Source organism: Bacillus sp. JJ1127 (assembly GCF_036965845.1).
In the GTDB taxonomy this organism is placed as follows: domain Bacteria; phylum Bacillota; class Bacilli; order Bacillales; family Bacillaceae_G; genus Bacillus_A.
Genome location: NZ_JBALQK010000068.1, coordinates 13,026 through 30,360 on the forward strand (window position 1 = coordinate 13,026; position 17,335 = coordinate 30,360).

Annotated in this window: 21 protein-coding genes; 18 read left to right on the forward strand and 3 right to left on the reverse strand. The window is 36.5% G+C overall.

Features of this window, described 5'->3' with window-relative positions; translation table 11 throughout:
• The first annotated feature begins 691 nt into the window (after positions 1-691).
• From V7183_RS08690 to V7183_RS08710, 5 genes are all read left to right on the forward strand, one after another.
• The gene (locus V7183_RS08690; RefSeq protein ID WP_335359221.1) at positions 692-1,747 is read left to right on the forward strand and encodes a TauD/TfdA family dioxygenase; all 1,056 of its coding nucleotides are present in this window, start codon (positions 692-694) and stop codon (positions 1,745-1,747) included.
• Between the two features lie 166 nt (positions 1,748-1,913).
• Positions 1,914-3,203, forward strand: coding sequence for an MFS transporter (locus V7183_RS08695; protein ID WP_335359222.1), 1,290 nt, complete (start codon positions 1,914-1,916; stop codon positions 3,201-3,203).
• Positions 3,204-3,267: 64 nt separating this feature from the next.
• Positions 3,268-3,402, forward strand: coding sequence for a hypothetical protein (locus tag V7183_RS08700; protein ID WP_255257293.1), 135 nt, complete (start codon positions 3,268-3,270; stop codon positions 3,400-3,402).
• 380 nt (positions 3,403-3,782) lie between these two features.
• Complete coding sequence (locus tag V7183_RS08705; RefSeq protein WP_335359223.1) at positions 3,783-4,571, forward strand: SDR family NAD(P)-dependent oxidoreductase; 789 nt, start codon at positions 3,783-3,785, stop codon at positions 4,569-4,571.
• 208 nt (positions 4,572-4,779) lie between these two features.
• A complete protein-coding gene (locus V7183_RS08710) occupies positions 4,780-5,256 on the forward strand; it encodes a 2,4'-dihydroxyacetophenone dioxygenase family protein (RefSeq protein WP_097897834.1) in 477 nt (158 codons plus the stop codon).
• A gap of 70 nt (positions 5,257-5,326) precedes the next feature.
• Here V7183_RS08710 and V7183_RS08715 read toward each other — a convergent pair whose 3' ends face one another.
• Positions 5,327-6,232 (reverse strand): LysR family transcriptional regulator, encoded by a 906-nt coding sequence (locus tag V7183_RS08715; RefSeq protein WP_097897835.1) that lies wholly within the window; start codon positions 6,230-6,232, stop codon positions 5,327-5,329.
• Between the two features lie 145 nt (positions 6,233-6,377).
• Here V7183_RS08715 and V7183_RS08720 point away from each other — a divergent pair, with 145 nt between their 5' ends.
• The 6 genes from V7183_RS08720 to V7183_RS08745 all read left to right on the forward strand — a co-directional run bounded on the left by V7183_RS08720 (position 6,378) and on the right by V7183_RS08745 (position 11,661).
• On the forward strand, positions 6,378-6,608 hold the full coding sequence (locus V7183_RS08720) for a hypothetical protein (protein WP_170958113.1): 231 nt from the start codon (positions 6,378-6,380) through the stop codon (positions 6,606-6,608).
• A gap of 211 nt (positions 6,609-6,819) precedes the next feature.
• On the forward strand, positions 6,820-7,602 hold the full coding sequence (locus V7183_RS08725; protein ID WP_335359224.1) for an SDR family NAD(P)-dependent oxidoreductase: 783 nt from the start codon (positions 6,820-6,822) through the stop codon (positions 7,600-7,602).
• A 75-nt stretch (positions 7,603-7,677) separates the two neighbouring features.
• Entirely contained in the window at positions 7,678-8,364 is a 687-nt protein-coding gene (locus V7183_RS08730) for a CoA transferase subunit A (protein WP_335359225.1), read from the forward strand.
• Entirely contained in the window at positions 8,348-9,010 is a 663-nt protein-coding gene (locus V7183_RS08735) for a 3-oxoacid CoA-transferase subunit B (protein ID WP_335359226.1), read from the forward strand. Before V7183_RS08730 ends, V7183_RS08735 begins: the two co-directional genes overlap by 17 nt.
• 123 nt (positions 9,011-9,133) lie before the next feature.
• The gene (locus V7183_RS08740) at positions 9,134-10,318 is read left to right on the forward strand and encodes an acetyl-CoA C-acetyltransferase (protein ID WP_335359227.1); all 1,185 of its coding nucleotides are present in this window, start codon (positions 9,134-9,136) and stop codon (positions 10,316-10,318) included.
• 23 nt (positions 10,319-10,341) lie between these two features.
• Positions 10,342-11,661, forward strand: a complete 1,320-nt coding sequence (locus V7183_RS08745; protein WP_335359228.1) for an MFS transporter — start codon at positions 10,342-10,344, stop codon at positions 11,659-11,661.
• A gap of 315 nt (positions 11,662-11,976) precedes the next feature.
• On the opposite strand, the gene V7183_RS08750 is transcribed toward V7183_RS08745, so the two are convergent.
• A complete protein-coding gene (locus V7183_RS08750) occupies positions 11,977-12,399 on the reverse strand; it encodes a DUF1801 domain-containing protein (RefSeq protein WP_097897840.1) in 423 nt (140 codons plus the stop codon).
• Between the two features lie 451 nt (positions 12,400-12,850).
• Here V7183_RS08750 and V7183_RS08755 point away from each other — a divergent pair, with 451 nt between their 5' ends.
• The 6 genes from V7183_RS08755 (at position 12,851) to V7183_RS08780 (ending at position 15,912) form a co-directional block, all read left to right on the forward strand.
• Complete coding sequence (locus tag V7183_RS08755) at positions 12,851-13,408, forward strand: TetR/AcrR family transcriptional regulator (RefSeq protein WP_097897841.1); 558 nt, start codon at positions 12,851-12,853, stop codon at positions 13,406-13,408.
• Between the two features lie 14 nt (positions 13,409-13,422).
• Entirely contained in the window at positions 13,423-13,785 is a 363-nt protein-coding gene (locus V7183_RS08760) for a DMT family transporter (RefSeq protein ID WP_335359229.1), read from the forward strand.
• Positions 13,782-14,189, forward strand: coding sequence for a DUF5360 family protein (locus V7183_RS08765; protein ID WP_097897842.1), 408 nt, complete (start codon positions 13,782-13,784; stop codon positions 14,187-14,189). The genes V7183_RS08760 and V7183_RS08765 overlap by 4 nt, the downstream gene beginning before the upstream one ends.
• A gap of 237 nt (positions 14,190-14,426) precedes the next feature.
• Positions 14,427-15,245, forward strand: a complete 819-nt coding sequence (locus tag V7183_RS08770) for a hypothetical protein (protein WP_335359230.1) — start codon at positions 14,427-14,429, stop codon at positions 15,243-15,245.
• A gap of 34 nt (positions 15,246-15,279) precedes the next feature.
• A complete protein-coding gene (locus tag V7183_RS08775) occupies positions 15,280-15,405 on the forward strand; it encodes a hypothetical protein (protein ID WP_335359231.1) in 126 nt (41 codons plus the stop codon).
• A gap of 75 nt (positions 15,406-15,480) precedes the next feature.
• Positions 15,481-15,912 (forward strand): NUDIX hydrolase, encoded by a 432-nt coding sequence (locus V7183_RS08780; RefSeq protein WP_097897844.1) that lies wholly within the window; start codon positions 15,481-15,483, stop codon positions 15,910-15,912.
• A gap of 232 nt (positions 15,913-16,144) precedes the next feature.
• Here the strand turns inward: V7183_RS08780 and V7183_RS08785 are convergent, their stop codons facing one another.
• On the reverse strand, positions 16,145-16,480 hold the full coding sequence (locus V7183_RS08785; protein WP_335359232.1) for a winged helix-turn-helix transcriptional regulator: 336 nt from the start codon (positions 16,478-16,480) through the stop codon (positions 16,145-16,147).
• A 123-nt stretch (positions 16,481-16,603) separates the two neighbouring features.
• On the opposite strand from V7183_RS08785, the gene V7183_RS08790 reads away from it, so the two are divergent.
• The gene (locus V7183_RS08790; RefSeq protein WP_141523111.1) at positions 16,604-17,134 is read left to right on the forward strand and encodes an NAD(P)H-dependent oxidoreductase; all 531 of its coding nucleotides are present in this window, start codon (positions 16,604-16,606) and stop codon (positions 17,132-17,134) included.
• Positions 17,135-17,335 lie beyond the last annotated feature (201 nt).

The window sequence follows — 17,335 nt, forward strand, 5'->3', positions numbered from 1 at the left end:
AAATAAAATTAAAAATTTTAATTTGTAATTAAGTACTACTAATATAAAATAGAAAAAACTATTTTGTAAATAAAATAGAACTGATACTTTAGTAAGTTGGCAATGGGCTGGTTGATCGTGAATGGAGCCATATGAAGATTCCATGCTACTCTAGTCAGAGAATGGTGTTTTGTGACTTCAATAATATATAGTAATTGTTCAATGTTCATTACCAAACACCCTTTTTGAATATTAGTAATAATTACTTTCACATTAAAATCTTTAATTTTATTTAACTGAAAATTATGAATATAATGAAATTAATAACAATTAACACGTTCACAATAGTTGTTATTAAAAGCGCTTACATATAAATGGAAGGGAGGACCGCATTTAATAAGTGATAATTTGTCTGACAAAGGATTCGGGAGGAGAGAGGGAGTCGATCTTTTATTAGGAAACAAGCTATCATGTTTATAAAAGCACTCTCATTTCCAGAAAGACTTGCAGTAATTCTATACAGATCAGAAACAACCGATAAAGCAAAGGTTGCAATATTATCTCATCAAAACTAGGCCATAGATGACCGATTCTATTAGGATAAGCTGGTGAAGTACAAGCTTCCTAGATAAGTGGAATTTTTAAAGGAGTTATCCAAGAAAACAACAGAGAAAATTTAAAAGTTGCATGAGAAAACGAAGGAGGCGTATCTATGTCGTCCATTTTAAAGAAAAAAGTTCAAGGACCGGTAGCGTGGAAAGGTATTGATCTAGCTAAAGATGATTCATGGGTTTATTATTTGTCCGAAAAAACGCTCGAATCTCTTGAAAGCGCTTTACTTCATGTTAAACAAAAGGGTTTAAAAGCACCTAATTTTAACAAGGAGGACTTCCCGATTTCTGATCTCTCTGACGAAATCGCTTACTTTGTTGACGAACTGGAGAATGGGAGGGGGTTCCTATTAATTCGTGGATTACCACTGGAAAAGTATACGGATGAAGAAGCGAGCATCATTTATTGGGGTCTCGGAGTTCACTTAGGCATCCCAGTAACGCAAAACGCAAAAGGTGATCTCTTAGGACATGTCATTGATCAAGGGCTCAATATAAATGATTCAAGTGTACGAGGTTACCAAACAAATGCACACCTTCCCTTTCACCCAGATGGATCTGACGTAGTCGGATTATTAAGTCTTCGAAAAGCTAAATCTGGGGGGTTCAGTAGTATCGTAAGTTCGATGGCTGTTTATAATGAAATTCTTGAGAAGTACCCAGAGTATCTTGGAATTCTCTATCATCCATACTTCTTGGATCGTCGTGGTGAGGAAGCACCAGGAGAATCTCCGGTATATTCATCACCAGTCTTTAGTTATTATGATGGTAAATTGAGCTGCAGATATAATCGCGGATATGTCGAATCAGCACAAGCGAAAACAGGTATCCATTTGTCAAAAGTTGAAATTGAAGCATATGACTTAATGGATTCCCTCCTTCATGATGAAAACATGCATATTGATATGATGTTGGAACCAGGTGATATGCAATTCGTCAATAATTATACCGTTCTTCACTCACGTACTCAATACGAAGACTATGAAGAACCGGAACGCAAACGTCATTTACTAAGATTGTGGCTTACGATGCCAAATGGCCGAGAAATTGCCCCTGATTTTGCGATGTTTATTGATGAGAAAACAGGGAAAGCGGGTCGCGGCGGTATTCCCGTTCGTGAAAAAACAGCTGGTGGTATTGTAGAAAACATAAGGTAATGGATTTAATAAATATCAGGAGTTTAGTCGTGAGCTTAAGCCCGAAAGACTTACCTTTATAAAACGTTTTATAAGAACACCAATTGATTCATGTGATGGGGAGTACCTTTCAGAATTCAAACAAAGGTTTTCCCTAAATAGAAAAAAGTAAGGGGAGATTTTTATATTGAGCACCCCAAAATATTCTTGGATTATATTATTATTTTTAGTTGCTTCCGGTATGATCAACCAAGTTGATAAAATTATCATTGGTTTGGCTTCCGTTTCCGTAATGAAGGAGTTACATTTAAGTCCTTCACAATGGGGATTGGTGGGAAGTTCCTTCTTTTGGTTCTTTACCTTTTCTTCTATCATTCTTGGTGGCATGGCTGATTCCAAAAACACGAAAAAAATGTTAACTTGGATGTCGCTGGTATGGTTGACTGTTCAATTTATTACACCTTTTGTTTCCAGTCTGTCTTTGCTACTGCTTACAAGGATACTCTTGGGAGCAGGCGAAGGCGCAGCCCCTGCTCTATCAACGGCTATAGTGGGAAAATGGTTCCCAAAATATAGACATGGTATAGGCTTTGGCGCTGTTCTCTGTGGAGCAACAATTGGGCCTGCAATTGCTTCACCATTATTAATCTCCTTGATCAATCAATATGGATGGAGAGCTGCTTTTATAGCCATGGGAATTGTTGGACTGATTGTGTTAGTTTTATGGGTCATTTTCGGTAAAGAAAGTCCACAAGAAATCGGGTTGCCTTCTTTTCATCAAGAGGAGGAGCATTCATCAACCCTCTCTAAAGTTTCATGGCGTCAGTTTCTTCCACATCTTTTGTCTAAGAATTTTGTTTTTATTGTTTTGTGTGGAGGTTGTGCCTATTGGTTATTGTCCGTTCAAGCGATATGGTTTCCGGCATACTTTACCAAAGTTCAACATTTTAATAATCAAACATTAAAACTAGCTGTGTCTTTACCTTTTCTTTTCGCTGCGATTAGTCAAATTGGATTTTCCATGCTATCAGACAGGATTTATCGTAAAACTGGGGATATTCGTAAAGCACGGATAAACATTGCCGGTTTCATGATGGTGCTATCTGCTCTTTGTGTATATATGGCAAGTACTGTAAATTCAACTGCTATATCCATTCTATTCTTCACCCTTGCTCCAGGCTTCGCGTATGTTATTCTTTCACTCGCACCCGCAATATTAATGGATTTTTTTTCTCCCCAAAACATCGGAAAAGCACAAGGGACCTACGTTGCTCTTGCAAGCTCAACAAGTATTATTGCTCCGCTCGTATTCGGTTATTTTATCCAATATGCAGCGACTGAGGCAATGGGATATCGTTATGGATTTCAAGTAACTTCTTTAGGTATGTTCGTTATCGGATTATTGTTTTTGATTGTTGTACGTCCCGCGAAGCAAAGTCACATAACGATAAAAGCAGAGGAGCAAGTGAGTATTTAGAAATCATTGATGGATAGATCGAGGAGGGAAAGAAATAAGTAAATATGAAAAGGAGGTTGCATAAATGGATCGTTGTGTACATTGTCATGAAGAATTAGCCATTATGGAGCGAAATCGCAGTGAGTGCTGGAATTGTCAAGAGAAGATGTCTGAGACTTACTCTGATGATCATATTGACATAGAGGATGAAGTAAAATAGTTTGTGTATAACAGAATTTGGTGCTTCGCACGTAGCAAAAAAGCAGCGGATTCTCTGTTTAAACCAACCTAAAAGAAATATTTAAGAGCTTACGAATCCAAATCAATCGGAATGATTTCCCCCTTTATGACAGGGGGATAATTATTCATTATGAAATCAGGAGCAAATGTAATAGCCAGGCTTCCAATAATGACTTGCAGAACTCCGTCCATATTTATAGTAATTGTTCAATGTTCATGACTGTATCCATTTTGAATATTAGTAATACTTACTTACACATTAAAATTTTTAATTTTATTTAATTATGACTTATGAGTATAATCAATAACATGATGTGTTTTAAAAATTTTGAATATTCTTAATTTAGGAGGGGATCTAGAATGTCATCTAAACAATTGTTTGATCTAACAGGACAGACAGCAATGGTTACCGGAGGTGGTAGCGGGTTAGGACGTGTAATGGCACTGGCATTGGCTGAGGCTGGAGCAAACGTGGTAGTTTGTTCGCGTCGTATAGAGGTTTGCGAAGAAGTTGTGAAAGAAATCGAGGCGTTAGGAAGACAAGCACTGGCTGTATCATTGGATGTAACAGTTCCTGAATCTGTCGCTCAAGGTGTGGAGAAAGCGGTCTCTCATTTTGGGAAAATCGAAATTTTAGTCAACAGTAGCGGAACGGTTTTTGAAACGCCTGCTACGGAAATGCCTTTAGAACAATGGCAATCTATGCTCGATACAAATGTGACAGGAACATTTTTAATGTGTCAGGCTGTTGGAAGACATATGATTGACAACGAATACGGAAAAATCATTAACATTTCTTCTTCAATCGGCTTTAAAGGTACTGACCCAGAAGCTGTAGATTCTGTAGGATATACAACAAGTAAGGGGGCAGTTATGACTTTAACGAAGGATCTTGCAGTTAAGTGGGGTCGCCATGGGGTGCATGTGAATTCCATTGCTCCTGGAGTTTTCACTACTGGAATGAATAATCCAGAAATACCGGGAACACTTGTACATAAGGCTGGCCCGCTTATCGCCTCCCAAGTTCCAGTAAGGAGGTTAGGTAGAGACAATGATTTAGTAGGAGCAGTCCTTTATTTTGCTTCAGCAGCTTCTGATTATTGTACAGGACAAATATTGACTCTTGATGGGGGACTTGGCGCTAAGTAAATTTCTCCCAAATAATGAAACTTAGTTCGTGAATATACCAAGCTGATGGTGTAAATTAATACAACTTAAGTGTAAGTTAAAAATAATAATTTTACTTAATTAAAAATTATGAATATACTAAAAATAATAAATTCGCAACAGTTAATTAGCCGACTAGTGTAAGCGTTATCAGTATGCGGATTTCAAAAAATTGAAAGAGGGGATATAAGTGAGTAACGTAAAAAATGTAAAAGATGTAGTGGCATTTCATGCCAATAATATTTGTCCAGATGATTTACCTTGGATTCCTTATTTTGGAGATGCGAAGTTTAAATTGCTTAAGGTCAATCCGGTGACAGGACAGACGGTTACGCTATTAAAAGTTCCTGCGGCTATGCAACTTCCAGCTCATTTTCATCCTGGTACGGTCATTGTTTATACTGTTCAAGGTACTTGGAGATATCTCGAAGATCCTTGGGTCTCCAAAGCTGGTGATGTTGTTTATGAGCCAGCTGGCTCCTCACATACACCTCAGGCTGTAGGGGAGGAAGAAGTTATTACATTGAATATTGTTGAAGGAACATTAGACTATTTAGGTGAGAATGGAGAAATTATTGCCAGAGATAATTTTGAGTCATTCCTGAAAAAATACCATGACCACTGTGCGGCTGAAGGAATTGAACCTGTAGATGTAACAAAATTTTAAAAGATAGATTCGTAAAAAAAGAGAAGCTAGTCGTTCACATGCGACGAAGATGCTTCTCTTTTTTTCTTTCTTAGCTCTGAATAATTTTGGATTTTAGATAATGAATATATTTGTTGGTAAAAGTGGATAAATGTTTATTCTCTGATCGAACCAGTCCTAAAGAAATATTTACAGTCCTATGATTCATCAAATCAATTGGAATGATATCACCATTGATGACAGGGGAATAATTTTTCATTATGAAATCAGGAGCAAATGTAATAGCTAAACTTTCAATGATGGCTTGGAGAACTCCATCTGCATTATTTGATGTAAATAGGACTTTTAAGGGTTTATATTTGTTAAAGAAATCTTGAATAAAATCCTGCATAAATTCACCGTTATATGTGACGAGAGTTTGATCAAGTATATCCTGCGGAGTTATGGTGCCAAGGAACGCCAAGGGAGAATGTTTAGAAACATATACTTTCTGTTTTCCTTCAAATAGTGTTTCAAAAGCTATTCCTTCCATATTTATGTTTAAATCAGCTGAATACGTAATCAGTCCGATGTCGGTCTTATGTTGTCGAATATCTTCAATGATAGCAGACCCACTTTTTTCGGCAACTTCCACATTTACGTGTGGATATTCATGTCTAAAAGCGGCTATAGATTTCACTAGAAACGTCGTTAATCCAGGTAAAGAAGATAATCTTAGTTCCCCCACTTCCATGGAATTGAATAAGTTGGCCGTCTCTTTTATTTCTTCAATTTTTCTCAGTACGCCGTAGGCAAGTTTTAGAATGATTTTACCTTCATCGGTCGGCACAGCACCGTGTCCCCTTGAGCGATTAAGAATTTTAATCCCTAACTCCTTTTCTAAGCTTGTAATGGACTGGCTGATCGTGGATTGGGTCACATGAAGATTCTGTGCTGCTATAGTCAGAGAACTGTGTTTTGAGACCTCAATAATATATACTAATTGCTCAATATTCATGATCAACCCCCTTTTTTGAATATTAGTAATACTTACTTACAAATTAAAATCTTTAATTTTATTTAATTATAATTTATGAGTATAATCAAAGACAATAAGAATATTTATAAAATTTGAAATATTCTAAATAATGGAGGTGTCTAGAATGTCATCTAAACAATTGTTTGGTTTAACAGGACAGACAGAAATAGTTTCTGAAGATAGTAGCAGGTTAACGGCTCCTGAAAGTGCTTGCATTGGTAAAGGAAGATGCAAACGTTGTAGTATGTTCACGTCAAATAGAGGGCCACGAGAAAGTTGTGAAAGAAATCGAAGTATTAGGGAGACGAGCGCTTATTTTAGCATTGGCGTAACAGATTCTGAATCTATCGTTTAAGGTGTGGATAAAGCGCTTTCTTATTTCAGAACTGGATAAAGTGAAACTTCCATCAGTGGGGGGCTTCATCCCCCCACTGATGGTTAGTTGAACCAATCGGGCTTTTACGGGTAGTTATCCTCCACCTATCTTCTTCGATTTTCTCTTAATCTTGAGGTGGGGGTCTTACTGCTCGTTAATGCGGGATAAATAATACATGGGGAGGAGACGGATGTCAACAGAAACTGTTTTAATTACAGGTGCTACAAAAGGAATCGGTTTGGAATTTGCTAAAATTTTCGCAAGCCATAGCTATAACTTAGTGTTAGTCGCCAGGGACGTAACGTTGTTGGGACAACAAGCTGAGAATTTTAAAAAGGATTATGGCATACAAGTGAATACTTTTGCCGGCGATTTGAGTAGCTATACGACGGTAGAGAGCTTGCATCGACACTTGAAAACCGAGGGAATTGACATTGATATTTTGATTAATAATGCCGGAGCTGGCGGGTTCGGGTTCATGACGGAAATGGATATTCAGAAAGAAATGGAATATCTGCAGCTCAATATGATCTCGCTTACCTATTTAACCAGGCTTTTTACGGATGACATGGTGAAACGAAAGCAAGGTAAAATTTTAAACGTGGCTTCATTAGCGGCCTTTCAACCAGTTCCACGGATGTCGATGTATGGAGCAAGCAAATCGTACGTTTTATCCTTTTCGGAAGCGATTGCTGAAGAACTGAAAGGAACCGGCGTTCAAGTTTCCGTATTATGTCCAGACTTTACTAAAACACCGCTCACGCAGCAATTCGCCGGAGCAGGCACAAAAGTGTTCAATAAGAACATGTTGGATCCACAAATGGTTGCCAAGTGCGGCTTTGAAGGGTTAATGAAGAATAAGAGGGTAATCATCCCGGGTTTTAAAAATAAACTCATGGCTAAATCTGTGGGGCTGCTGCCAAGGAAATGGGTGACCATCTATACCCGAAAACTTCTCGAACAAAAAGTGTAAATAAACATAAAATCACAACGATTTCTTATTTTAACTGAAAAAGAAAGCACTTTATAAAGAAATGGAGGGGAAATAATGGATAAAGTCATTGAGTCTAGTGAAATAAGAAAGTATTTCAAGAGTGGAGATGTAATTTTAACAGGAGGCTTTGGCTTATCAGGAACACCTTTAACGATCATTGATGAACTATTAGAAACAGATATTCGTGATTTAACGATTGTTAGTAATAATTTAGGGGATCTTGGACAAGGATTACATAAAGTATTCATGCAGGGAAAAATAAAAAAAGCAATTGGCTCCTTTTTTTCCATTAATAAAGAAGCGGTAATAGCCTGGTCTAAAGGCGAGCTTGAAATCGATTTGCTACCTCAAGGTACATTAGCTGAAGCAATTCGCTGCGGCGGTGCCGGAATAGGTGGTTTTTACACAAGAACCGCCGTTGGTACTGAATTAAGCAAGGGCAAAGAGGAAAGAGAAATTGATGGAGAGAGATACATTTTTGAAAAGGCTATTAAAGGTGATGTCGCTATTATAAAGGCGGATAAAGCAGATAGAATTGGAAATTTAGTGTACCATACGACAGCTAGAAACTTTAACCCTATGATGGCTACAGCTGGAAAAATAGTCATTGCCGAAGTTAATGAAATTGTTGAAGTTGGTGAGCTGGACCCAGAATTTGTTGTGACGCCTCATGCGTATGTGGATTATGTCATCCAAAGCAAATATTCAAAGGTAGGAAGTGATTATGTTGAGTCAAGATAAAAGACAAATTATTGCTAAGAGGATTGCCGAAGAATTAGAAGATGGACAGATTGTTAACTTAGGAGTTGGAATTCCTACTTTGGTTGCTTCCTATTTAGGTGATAAAGAGGTTTATTTACAATCTGAGAATGGATTGTTAGGTATGGGACCTTCTCCTGCAGAGGAAAATTTAGATATTGATTTAATTAATGCAGGAAAAGAACCGGTTACCTATTTAAAAGGTGCCTCATTTTTTGATAGTGCTGATTCTTTTGCTTTGATTAGAGGTGGTCATATTGACGTAGCAGTTTTAGGCACACTTCAGGTGGATGTTCATGGTGAAATTGCCAACTGGGCCGTTCCGAATCAGCCAATTTTAGGCGTTGGTGGAGCGATGGATTTAGTGACAGGAGCAAAAAAGGTTATTGTCGCAGCTACCTTGTTTGCAAAGGATGGAATGTCTAAATTAGTCAAGGAATTATCATATGAAACTAGCGGGATTCGAAAAGTAGATTTATTTGTTTCCGATTACGCTGTTTTTAAATTTACGAATAAAGGTGTAAAAGTTGTAGAAATGTTGGAAGAGATTTCAATACAAGAATTAAGTAAAAAGGTTGGTTTTGATTTAGAGTATTTGAATGATTTAACACTCGTAAGTAATAAGTGAAGAATGAAGGGCCACACATGGGCAAGCAAAGAACAGTTATTGTGACAGGTGCAGCAGGAGGTATTACAGGAGAACATATTAAAGTCGCAGGCGGCATGTAATAAAAAAAGAGGAGGAAAAAGAATGGCAACTTATATTGTTGACGGAGCAAGAACAGCCTTTGGTACTTTTGGCGGGGGATTAAAAGATGTGACCGATATCGATTTGGGCGTAGCAGCAACGGAAGAGGCATTGAAAAGAAGCGGAATTCAAGCTTCTAATGTAGATGAAATCATATTTGGAAATATTATTCATACAAGCAGTAGCTCTGCTTATTTAGCCAGACATATCGGTTTAAAAAGCGGCATGGCAGAGTCATCATCTGCGCTTACACTTAATAGATTATGCGGTTCGGGCATGCAGTCTATCGTATCTGCCGCACAGTCCATTGCTTCTGGGGATGCAAAAGTAGTTGTCGCTGGAGGAACCGAAAATATGAGCTTATCACCGCATGTATTAAGAGGCACGCGCTTTGGCTCACCAAATAAAGCACCAAAAGTTGATGATATGTTATGGGAAACATTAACAGATAACTACGTTGGCTGTGGAATGGGGATGACAGCTGAAAACTTAGCTGAAAAATATTCAATTTCCCGAGAAGAGCAGGATCAGTTTTCTGTGGAATCACAAGAGAAAGCCATTGCAGCAAGAGATAGCGGCCGTTTTGCAGAGGAAATTGTTCCGGTTAAGTTAAAAGGTAGAAAAGGCAAGGAAGTCATTTTTGATACGGATGAGTATATTCGTGAAGGTGCATCTGTAGAAGGTTTAGCAAAATTGAAGCCCGCTTTTAAAAAGGATGGGACTGTTACACCAGGGAACGCGAGCGGCATTAATGATGGTGCAGCTGCTGTGTTAGTCGCATCTGAGGAGTATGTGAGTGAACATAACTTAAAGCCGCTTGCGAAAATTGTAACATGGGGCGTTGCAGGGGTTGACCCGAGCATTATGGGTATTGGCCCAGTACCAGCAAGCAAAAAAGCATTAGAAAAGGCTGGTTTAAGCTTAGATGATATTGGCTTGTTCGAATTTAATGAGGCATTTGCTTCACAATCTATTGCTGTAATTAAAGAGTTAGGTGTCGATAAGGAAAAGGTGAATGTGAACGGAGGGGCTGTTGCATTAGGCCATCCTGTAGGCGCAAGCGGTGCTAGAATCACCTATTCTTTAGCACTTGAAATGAGGAGAAGAAACGTTAAATATGGATTAGCTTCGCTTTGTATTGGCGGCGGACAAGGCATTGCCATTATTTTAGAAAATGTACAAAGCTAATGAAACAGACAGGGGGGGATTTGATGAATCAGAATATTAAGGCTATAGAAAAAAGTACAATCCGTAAAACGATGAAACGCATTCTCCCAACTATATTAATTCTATATGTTGTTGCTTACTTAGACCGGGTAAACTTAGGCTATGCTGCTTTAGAAATGAATGCAGAATTAGCTTTATCTGCTGAAGTTTTCGGTCTTCTTTCCGGTATTTTCTTTATTGGTTATTTCTTTTTTGAAGTCCCAAGTAACATGATTATGCATAAAGTTGGGGCGCGCATTTGGATTGCCCGGATTATGCTTTCATGGGGAATTATAGTAATCTTAACTGGTTTCGCGCAAACGACGACACATTTATACATCCTGCGTTTTCTATTAGGTATTGCTGAAGCCGGATTTTTTCCTGGAATTGTTTTGTATTTAACTTATTGGTTTAGAGCTCGTGAAAGAGGACGAGCAACAGCTGCATTACTGCTGGCTTTACCGATAGGCGGCCTAATCGGCGCACCAGTGTCAACGTGGATTATTGATAACATATTTTGGCTCAATATGTCAGGATGGAGATGGATGTTTATCATTGAGGGCATCCCGGCCATTATCTTAGGTGTTCTTACTATTTTCTTCTTAACAAATAGACCTGCAAAAGCAAAATGGTTATCGAAGGAAGAAAGAGATTGGCTGGAGGGCGAATTGAGTGCTGAACGGCAAGTAAGTTCAAAAGTAAATAAAGTCTCAAAACTAGATATGCTGAAGGATTCAAAGGTTTGGAAGTTATCTGTGCTATATTTTGCTGTTTATACAGGTATCTATGGTTTGTCATTCTGGATGCCAACCATCATTAAATCATTATCAGAAATTGCCACGACCAACTTAGAAATAGGCTGGTTAGCCATGATTCCTTCATTAGTAGGTATTCCGGCTATTATATTTGTCGGATGGTATTCGGATCGAACGAATGCGTATAAACAACATTTAATTGTTTGCTTTATTATCTCAGTATTGGGCTTTATCGGATGTGGCTTTTCAGAAAGCGTCTTTATGATGGTACTTATGTTAACAATTACATCTGCTGGATTATTTGGATTTACTGGATGTTTCTTTGCCTACATGACATTTTTCTTCACCGAGTCTACCGCACCTGTTGGTATCGCTTTAGTCAATTCATTTGCGGCATTAGGCGGATTTGTAGGACCGATGATTCTTGGATCTGTAGCATTTACCCAAGGAATGTTTATTTTATCAGGATTACTAATAATCGGCCTTTTCACATTAATTACTTTAAAATTGGCAAGTAATAATAGTGTGGACACTGTCAAAGAAACACAGCCAATTGTTACTCAATCATAACGGATAATATTTAAAAGGACGCTAATCTTTAATAAAATGGGACTGTGTACCATAAACAAGATGTCACCAAGCACCCCTCCCTCGTGAGAATTATTAAGATGTTAAATAGTGTTCATTACAAAAAAGGGAGCATCAGTTACTGATGCTCCCTTTAACTACGGTAAAGGAAACAGAATTCGACATTAATTAGATAAATGAAGGGATTTTTGGGAAAGTCTGTACTTTTGGGAAATCCGGGATATGCCATCTATAATTGTAGCTTTGTAAAAAGTTTGATCAAAAACACCTCGCAAACCCACATTTGCTATACACACATTAATGATTTGGATATGTTTCTTTCAAAAAACTTACAGATTGTTTGATTAGCGCTTTTAGAACATTAATATCAATGTCTGCTACTTTATTAATGTATATACACGATTTTCCAGACGTGTATTTTCCAAATTCCTTTAATAGTTCTTCTCGCTCAGGATCACCAGTTGCAAAATATAAACTAATTTTGGCTTTTCGGGGTGAAAAGCCTACTAATGGTGCATCGCCTTCATGACCGGATGCATATTTATAATGGTATGTACCAAATCCAATAATGCTCGGTCCCCACATCTTCGCTGGATAACCCGTTGTTTCAGTAAATATATCTAATAATTGATATGCGTTTTCACGTTTTTTAAGGTTGTCAACATTTTCAATAAACTCAATTACACTATTGTTGGTTTCTGTTGTTTTGAGTTTGTACATAATAGAGTCGCCCCTTTTTAGATATCAGTTTCACCACATACGTAATTATAATACAGAGTTTGAATTAAAGACACAGAACCTCAGGCATAGTTTGAAAATAAGGTCACTTGATTAGAGTTGTTACTTTGAACTTTAGCAGTGCAGGACATGGTGAAAATAAAAGAGATGTAGTGAAGGAACATGTAAATTGAAACACTTGAAATCCATTCTGAGAGTAGTTGTATTAAGAGAGATTATGAAAAACATTGCGGGTTCGTTCCTAATCCAGTATTTGGATGGAGGTTAGAAGAGGATCAAAGAAAACCACATCCGTATCCAGTAAAAACAACTCTATCTATGTTTAATTTGCAAGAAAATTATTGATATTAGTTGCGTATTGAATGTTAGATATTGTAAAATGATGTTGGTACCAATAAAACTAAATTGGTACCAATGGTTTAGGGGGCAGATTATGAAACAAAGAATTGTAGTGGAAACAGTTCATTTAATTCAAACAAAGGGTTTCACGTTTACAATTAGTGATTTAGCAAAACAATTAGCTGTTAGTAAGCGTACAATCTATGAGCATTTCTCTTCAAAAGATGAGATAGTAGATGAAGTTATTCGTACTGTAATAGAAAGTATTCAAGAAAAGGAAAAAAGTATCGCTGAAGATGATACGTTACAAACAATTGAAAAAATAAGACGCATTTTAATTTGTATTCCACAAGAATTTCAATTTATGGATGTGCGTTTATTATTAGAATTGAAAAAATATCATTATAACCAATGGCTGAAACTAGATCAGTTTTTACGTGATGGATGGCTCGTAGTAATACGATTAATGGAAGAAGGTATGCAGGAAGGGAGTCTTAGGGAAATTCAAATTCCATTTTTTATTGAACTATATTTAGGAGCTCTGAACCGCATATATGATCCAATGTTTATTGAAAAGAATGAATATACATTAGGAAGTATGCTTGAATCTGTTATGGATATGTTGCTGTATGGAATTTCTAATCAAAGATAGAGGGTGGGAGAATGATGCAGTGGATTTATTTATGCTTAGCAATTCTATTTGAAGTAGCTGGTACAACTGCAATGAAACTATCTGATGGATTATCTAAGCTTGTTCCAAGCGTTCTGATTCTTATATTTTATGTAGTAAGCTTTGCATTCCTTTCACTTGCATTAAAGGGGATGGAAGTTTCAATTGCATATGCGGTTTGGTCAGGGATGGGAATTGTTACGATTACGATAATAGGATTCTTTTATTTCAACGAAAACATGAATCTTATTAAAGTGTTGTCCATTCTTTTCATTTTGATTGGAGTGGTTACGTTGAACTTTAGTGCTGCAGGTCATAGTGATAAGAAAAAAGAGGCAGTGGAGGAACGTGTAAATTGAAGCGTTTAAAATACTTCTTTTTGATTACGGATATCGGGTTTATCGTATATTGGTTCATAACAATTTGCCATATGATTCCACAAGAATATTTGTTTAAAGACTATCAAAATCCTATTTTGGTGGCATGGAACTGGTCTTTTTTACCACTGGATTTGCTGATTTCTTTTACAGGTTTTGTAAGTTTATATTTATATTATAAGCACAAACAAATTTGGAGTCACTTTGCTTTTCTGTCATTAATCTTAACTTTTTGTTCAGGATTACAGGCACTTGTATTTTGGACAATCCGTTTAGATTTCGATGTATCTTGGTGGATTCCTAATCTGTATTTATTACTTTATCCATGTTTTTTCTTAAAAGGTATTTGGAGAGAGTGTGGATGGTATGCGACTAACATGAGATAATAGAGATGTTTCAAAAATTTATTTTTAAAGAGGAGAAAGAACTTGGGATACACCAAGTTCTTTTTTATGTTACATCGCAAATATCAGAATAATTGTAGGTGTTCTATTGGATAAATAGCATATTTCAAGAGTGAATGGATGATGTAACTGTAGGGCTAGAAAAGTGCGAATGATAAGAAGATTGTGTTAGTTTTTGTTAATTTTTGTATGTATAATGAATATGGAGGGGGAAATGACATGAGGTATAAAGTATTAAATCTAATAACGATTGTTGCAGTATTAACATTGTCTGCTTGTGCTGAAAAAGAAGCAGCAAAGCCAGTAGAGGAGAAAAAAGAAAATACGTCATTTAATCAAAAAGAAAAAAATTCTACAGAGAAAAAACAAGATGCACAAGAGAAAGAAGAGGGACAAATTGGAGTTGCAACAACAGTAGAAGAATTAAAGCAACATACCGATAAACGTGGATATATATTCTACACAGATCATCCAATTCGTCGAATTACGGGGGAAGAAGGCCGAACAACGAATATTTGTAATTACGGTGATCAGGTTCTGAATATTCGTACGGGAGAACCCCTTGAAAATGCGCCTGCTAATTTGGTTAAGGAAGGGCTTACATTTATGACTGTAGGACAAAATCCTTCCATTCAATATAAATCATGGGATGAAGCAACAAATTTAGAAAGAGCACTAGTCAAAGCGGTATATGTGTCCGTTCAGGCATTTCGTGTACTGGAAGTTCCGGCAAGAAAAGGGGATTTTTCAAATGCAGAGATTACAGGGGCGCTTGCATATCTTCGAAAAGGTGGAGACTTTGATTATATGGCACCTGTAGTACAATCCGAAACAGATTTAGGGTTATATCAAAAGAATGAAATGATGAAGAAAACGTGGAACAAATTAGCGAACATTGAAAAACCAGAAAATAATAAAGCAGCTTTTTCAGAAGCATATGAAAAAGCACGACAAGAAACAAATAATATGATAGGTGTGCTAAATATTTTATTATCTAAAAATTATGAGGAACGTCTATCAGAGCTTCCTAGTAAATAAGAGTGTGCAGAAAAAATGAGGAGAAGTAATACTTATGAGGAAAGAACGTGTGTTAAAAAAGATTGATCAAAAGTCCTGTATTGATGCAGGATTTTTTCGTTCTGCAATCGGACCATATTTTGGAATAAGGAAGGGAATTGAATGGTTCATTTTGAAATAGTAAGTTATTCCAGAAAAGAGTAAGGTTGCTGTATAAAGATAAACATACTAAATTTATAGAAATGGAGGAAGTCAATTGGAACAAAGCACACAAAATATTTATTCACCGCCAAAACATATAGTTTCAGCAGCGACTATTGTAATCAATGAACAAAAAGAAATTCTATTGATCAAGGGACCTAGAAGAGGTTGGGAAATGCCAGGTGGACAAGTTGAAGAAGGAGAATCTTTGAAAGATGCTGCAATAAGGGAAACTAAAGAGGAAACAGGTATTGATATTGAGGTTTTAAAATTTTGTGGAGTATTCCAAAATGTGAACCATTCAATATGTAATACGTTGTTCTTAGCTAAACCAGTTGGAGGCAAATTAACGACTACACCAGAAAGTTTGGAAGTAGGGTTCTATCCTATTGAGCAAGCTTTAGAAATGGTAACTTTTATGAATTTCAGGCAAAGAATTGAATACAGTTTGGATGAAAATAAACAACCCTTTTATATAGAATTTTAAGAAACGATCTTCCATTATAGTGCGCTATCATTGAACAACATAAGTAAAAAATGATCAATCTTTTTTCAAGATGGATGCTTTTTATTTATTGTAAAATGCTGGCTTGAGGGGTATTTTTGATCAAACTTTATTTCAAAGCTACAAATAAATTAGGACCACACATTTTAGACATGTTTAATATGTGTGGTCCTTTTAATTTCAACTGTTTCACTTATCTAACCTAAATAAAAATTTATGGGTTCTTTTGTTTTGTTGATTTTTTGACTTGATGATCTTTTCCCCATTCACACAGTTCATTCATAATTTGAATTAAAGATTTTCCGTATTCACTTATTGTGTACTCAACTCTTGGGGGAACTTCTTGATATACAGTACGATGGATAATTCCATCAGCTTCCAGTTGTCGCAGCTGTTGCGTCAGAACTTTTTGTGTAATATCTGGGATCGCACGTTTCAGTTCGTGTGTCCGCTTCGTTCCATTCATAAGAATGCATAAAATACTACTCTTCCATTTTCCTCCGAGGACTTCAAGAGTAGTAGCAATAGGAAAGTTATGATTCATCTTCATATTACACCTCCATAGGTACTTTAAGGTTCCTATAGCACCTGAAAGTACGTACTTTTCAATTATATGTAACTAATACATACTAATACTAAAGGATTTCATTTTTCATAAGGGAGAAGATAATTGATGAAAACACTTGTAATTGTAGCACATCCTAATATTGAAGAGTCACGGATTAATAAAAGATGGGTAGAAGAATTAAAAAAGTATTCTGATGAGATAACAGTGCATGAACTGTATAAAGCAGCTCCTAATTGGGAATTTGATATTGATTATGAGCAAAGGCTATTATTAGAACACGATCGTTACATATTTCAGTTTCCGTTTTATTGGTATAGCTCACCACCATTACTAAAGAAGTGGTTTGATGATGTGCTGACGTACGGTTTTGCGTATGGTTCTACAGGAGATAAAGTGCGTAATAAAGAATTTGGTTTGGCGATTTCTATAGGGGGATTAGAAACGCAGTATAAAGATGGGCTTACAATGAATGAACTAACAAAGCCATTTCAGGCAACTTGTCTATACACAGGGATGCAGTTCATACCAACATTTATGTTGTATGGAGCAGAGTATCAACTAAAGGATGAAGATATCGAGAGAAGTGCAGACCAGTATATTAAATATATTATGAATAAAAGTAATCTTTATATATGATTTGAAAATATCCCGGTCCTTTTATAGGTATCGGGATATTTTTATGTAATGAATAAATGTCATCAAATTTGATTTTTAGTAAACTACAACAACTTTTACAAAAACGAGCAGAACAATCAGCAAGTGTGGAAGCACTTGTAGGAGGAAAAAGATATTTATTTACTAAATTTTGTATTTTATATAAAATTATAAAGAATATTC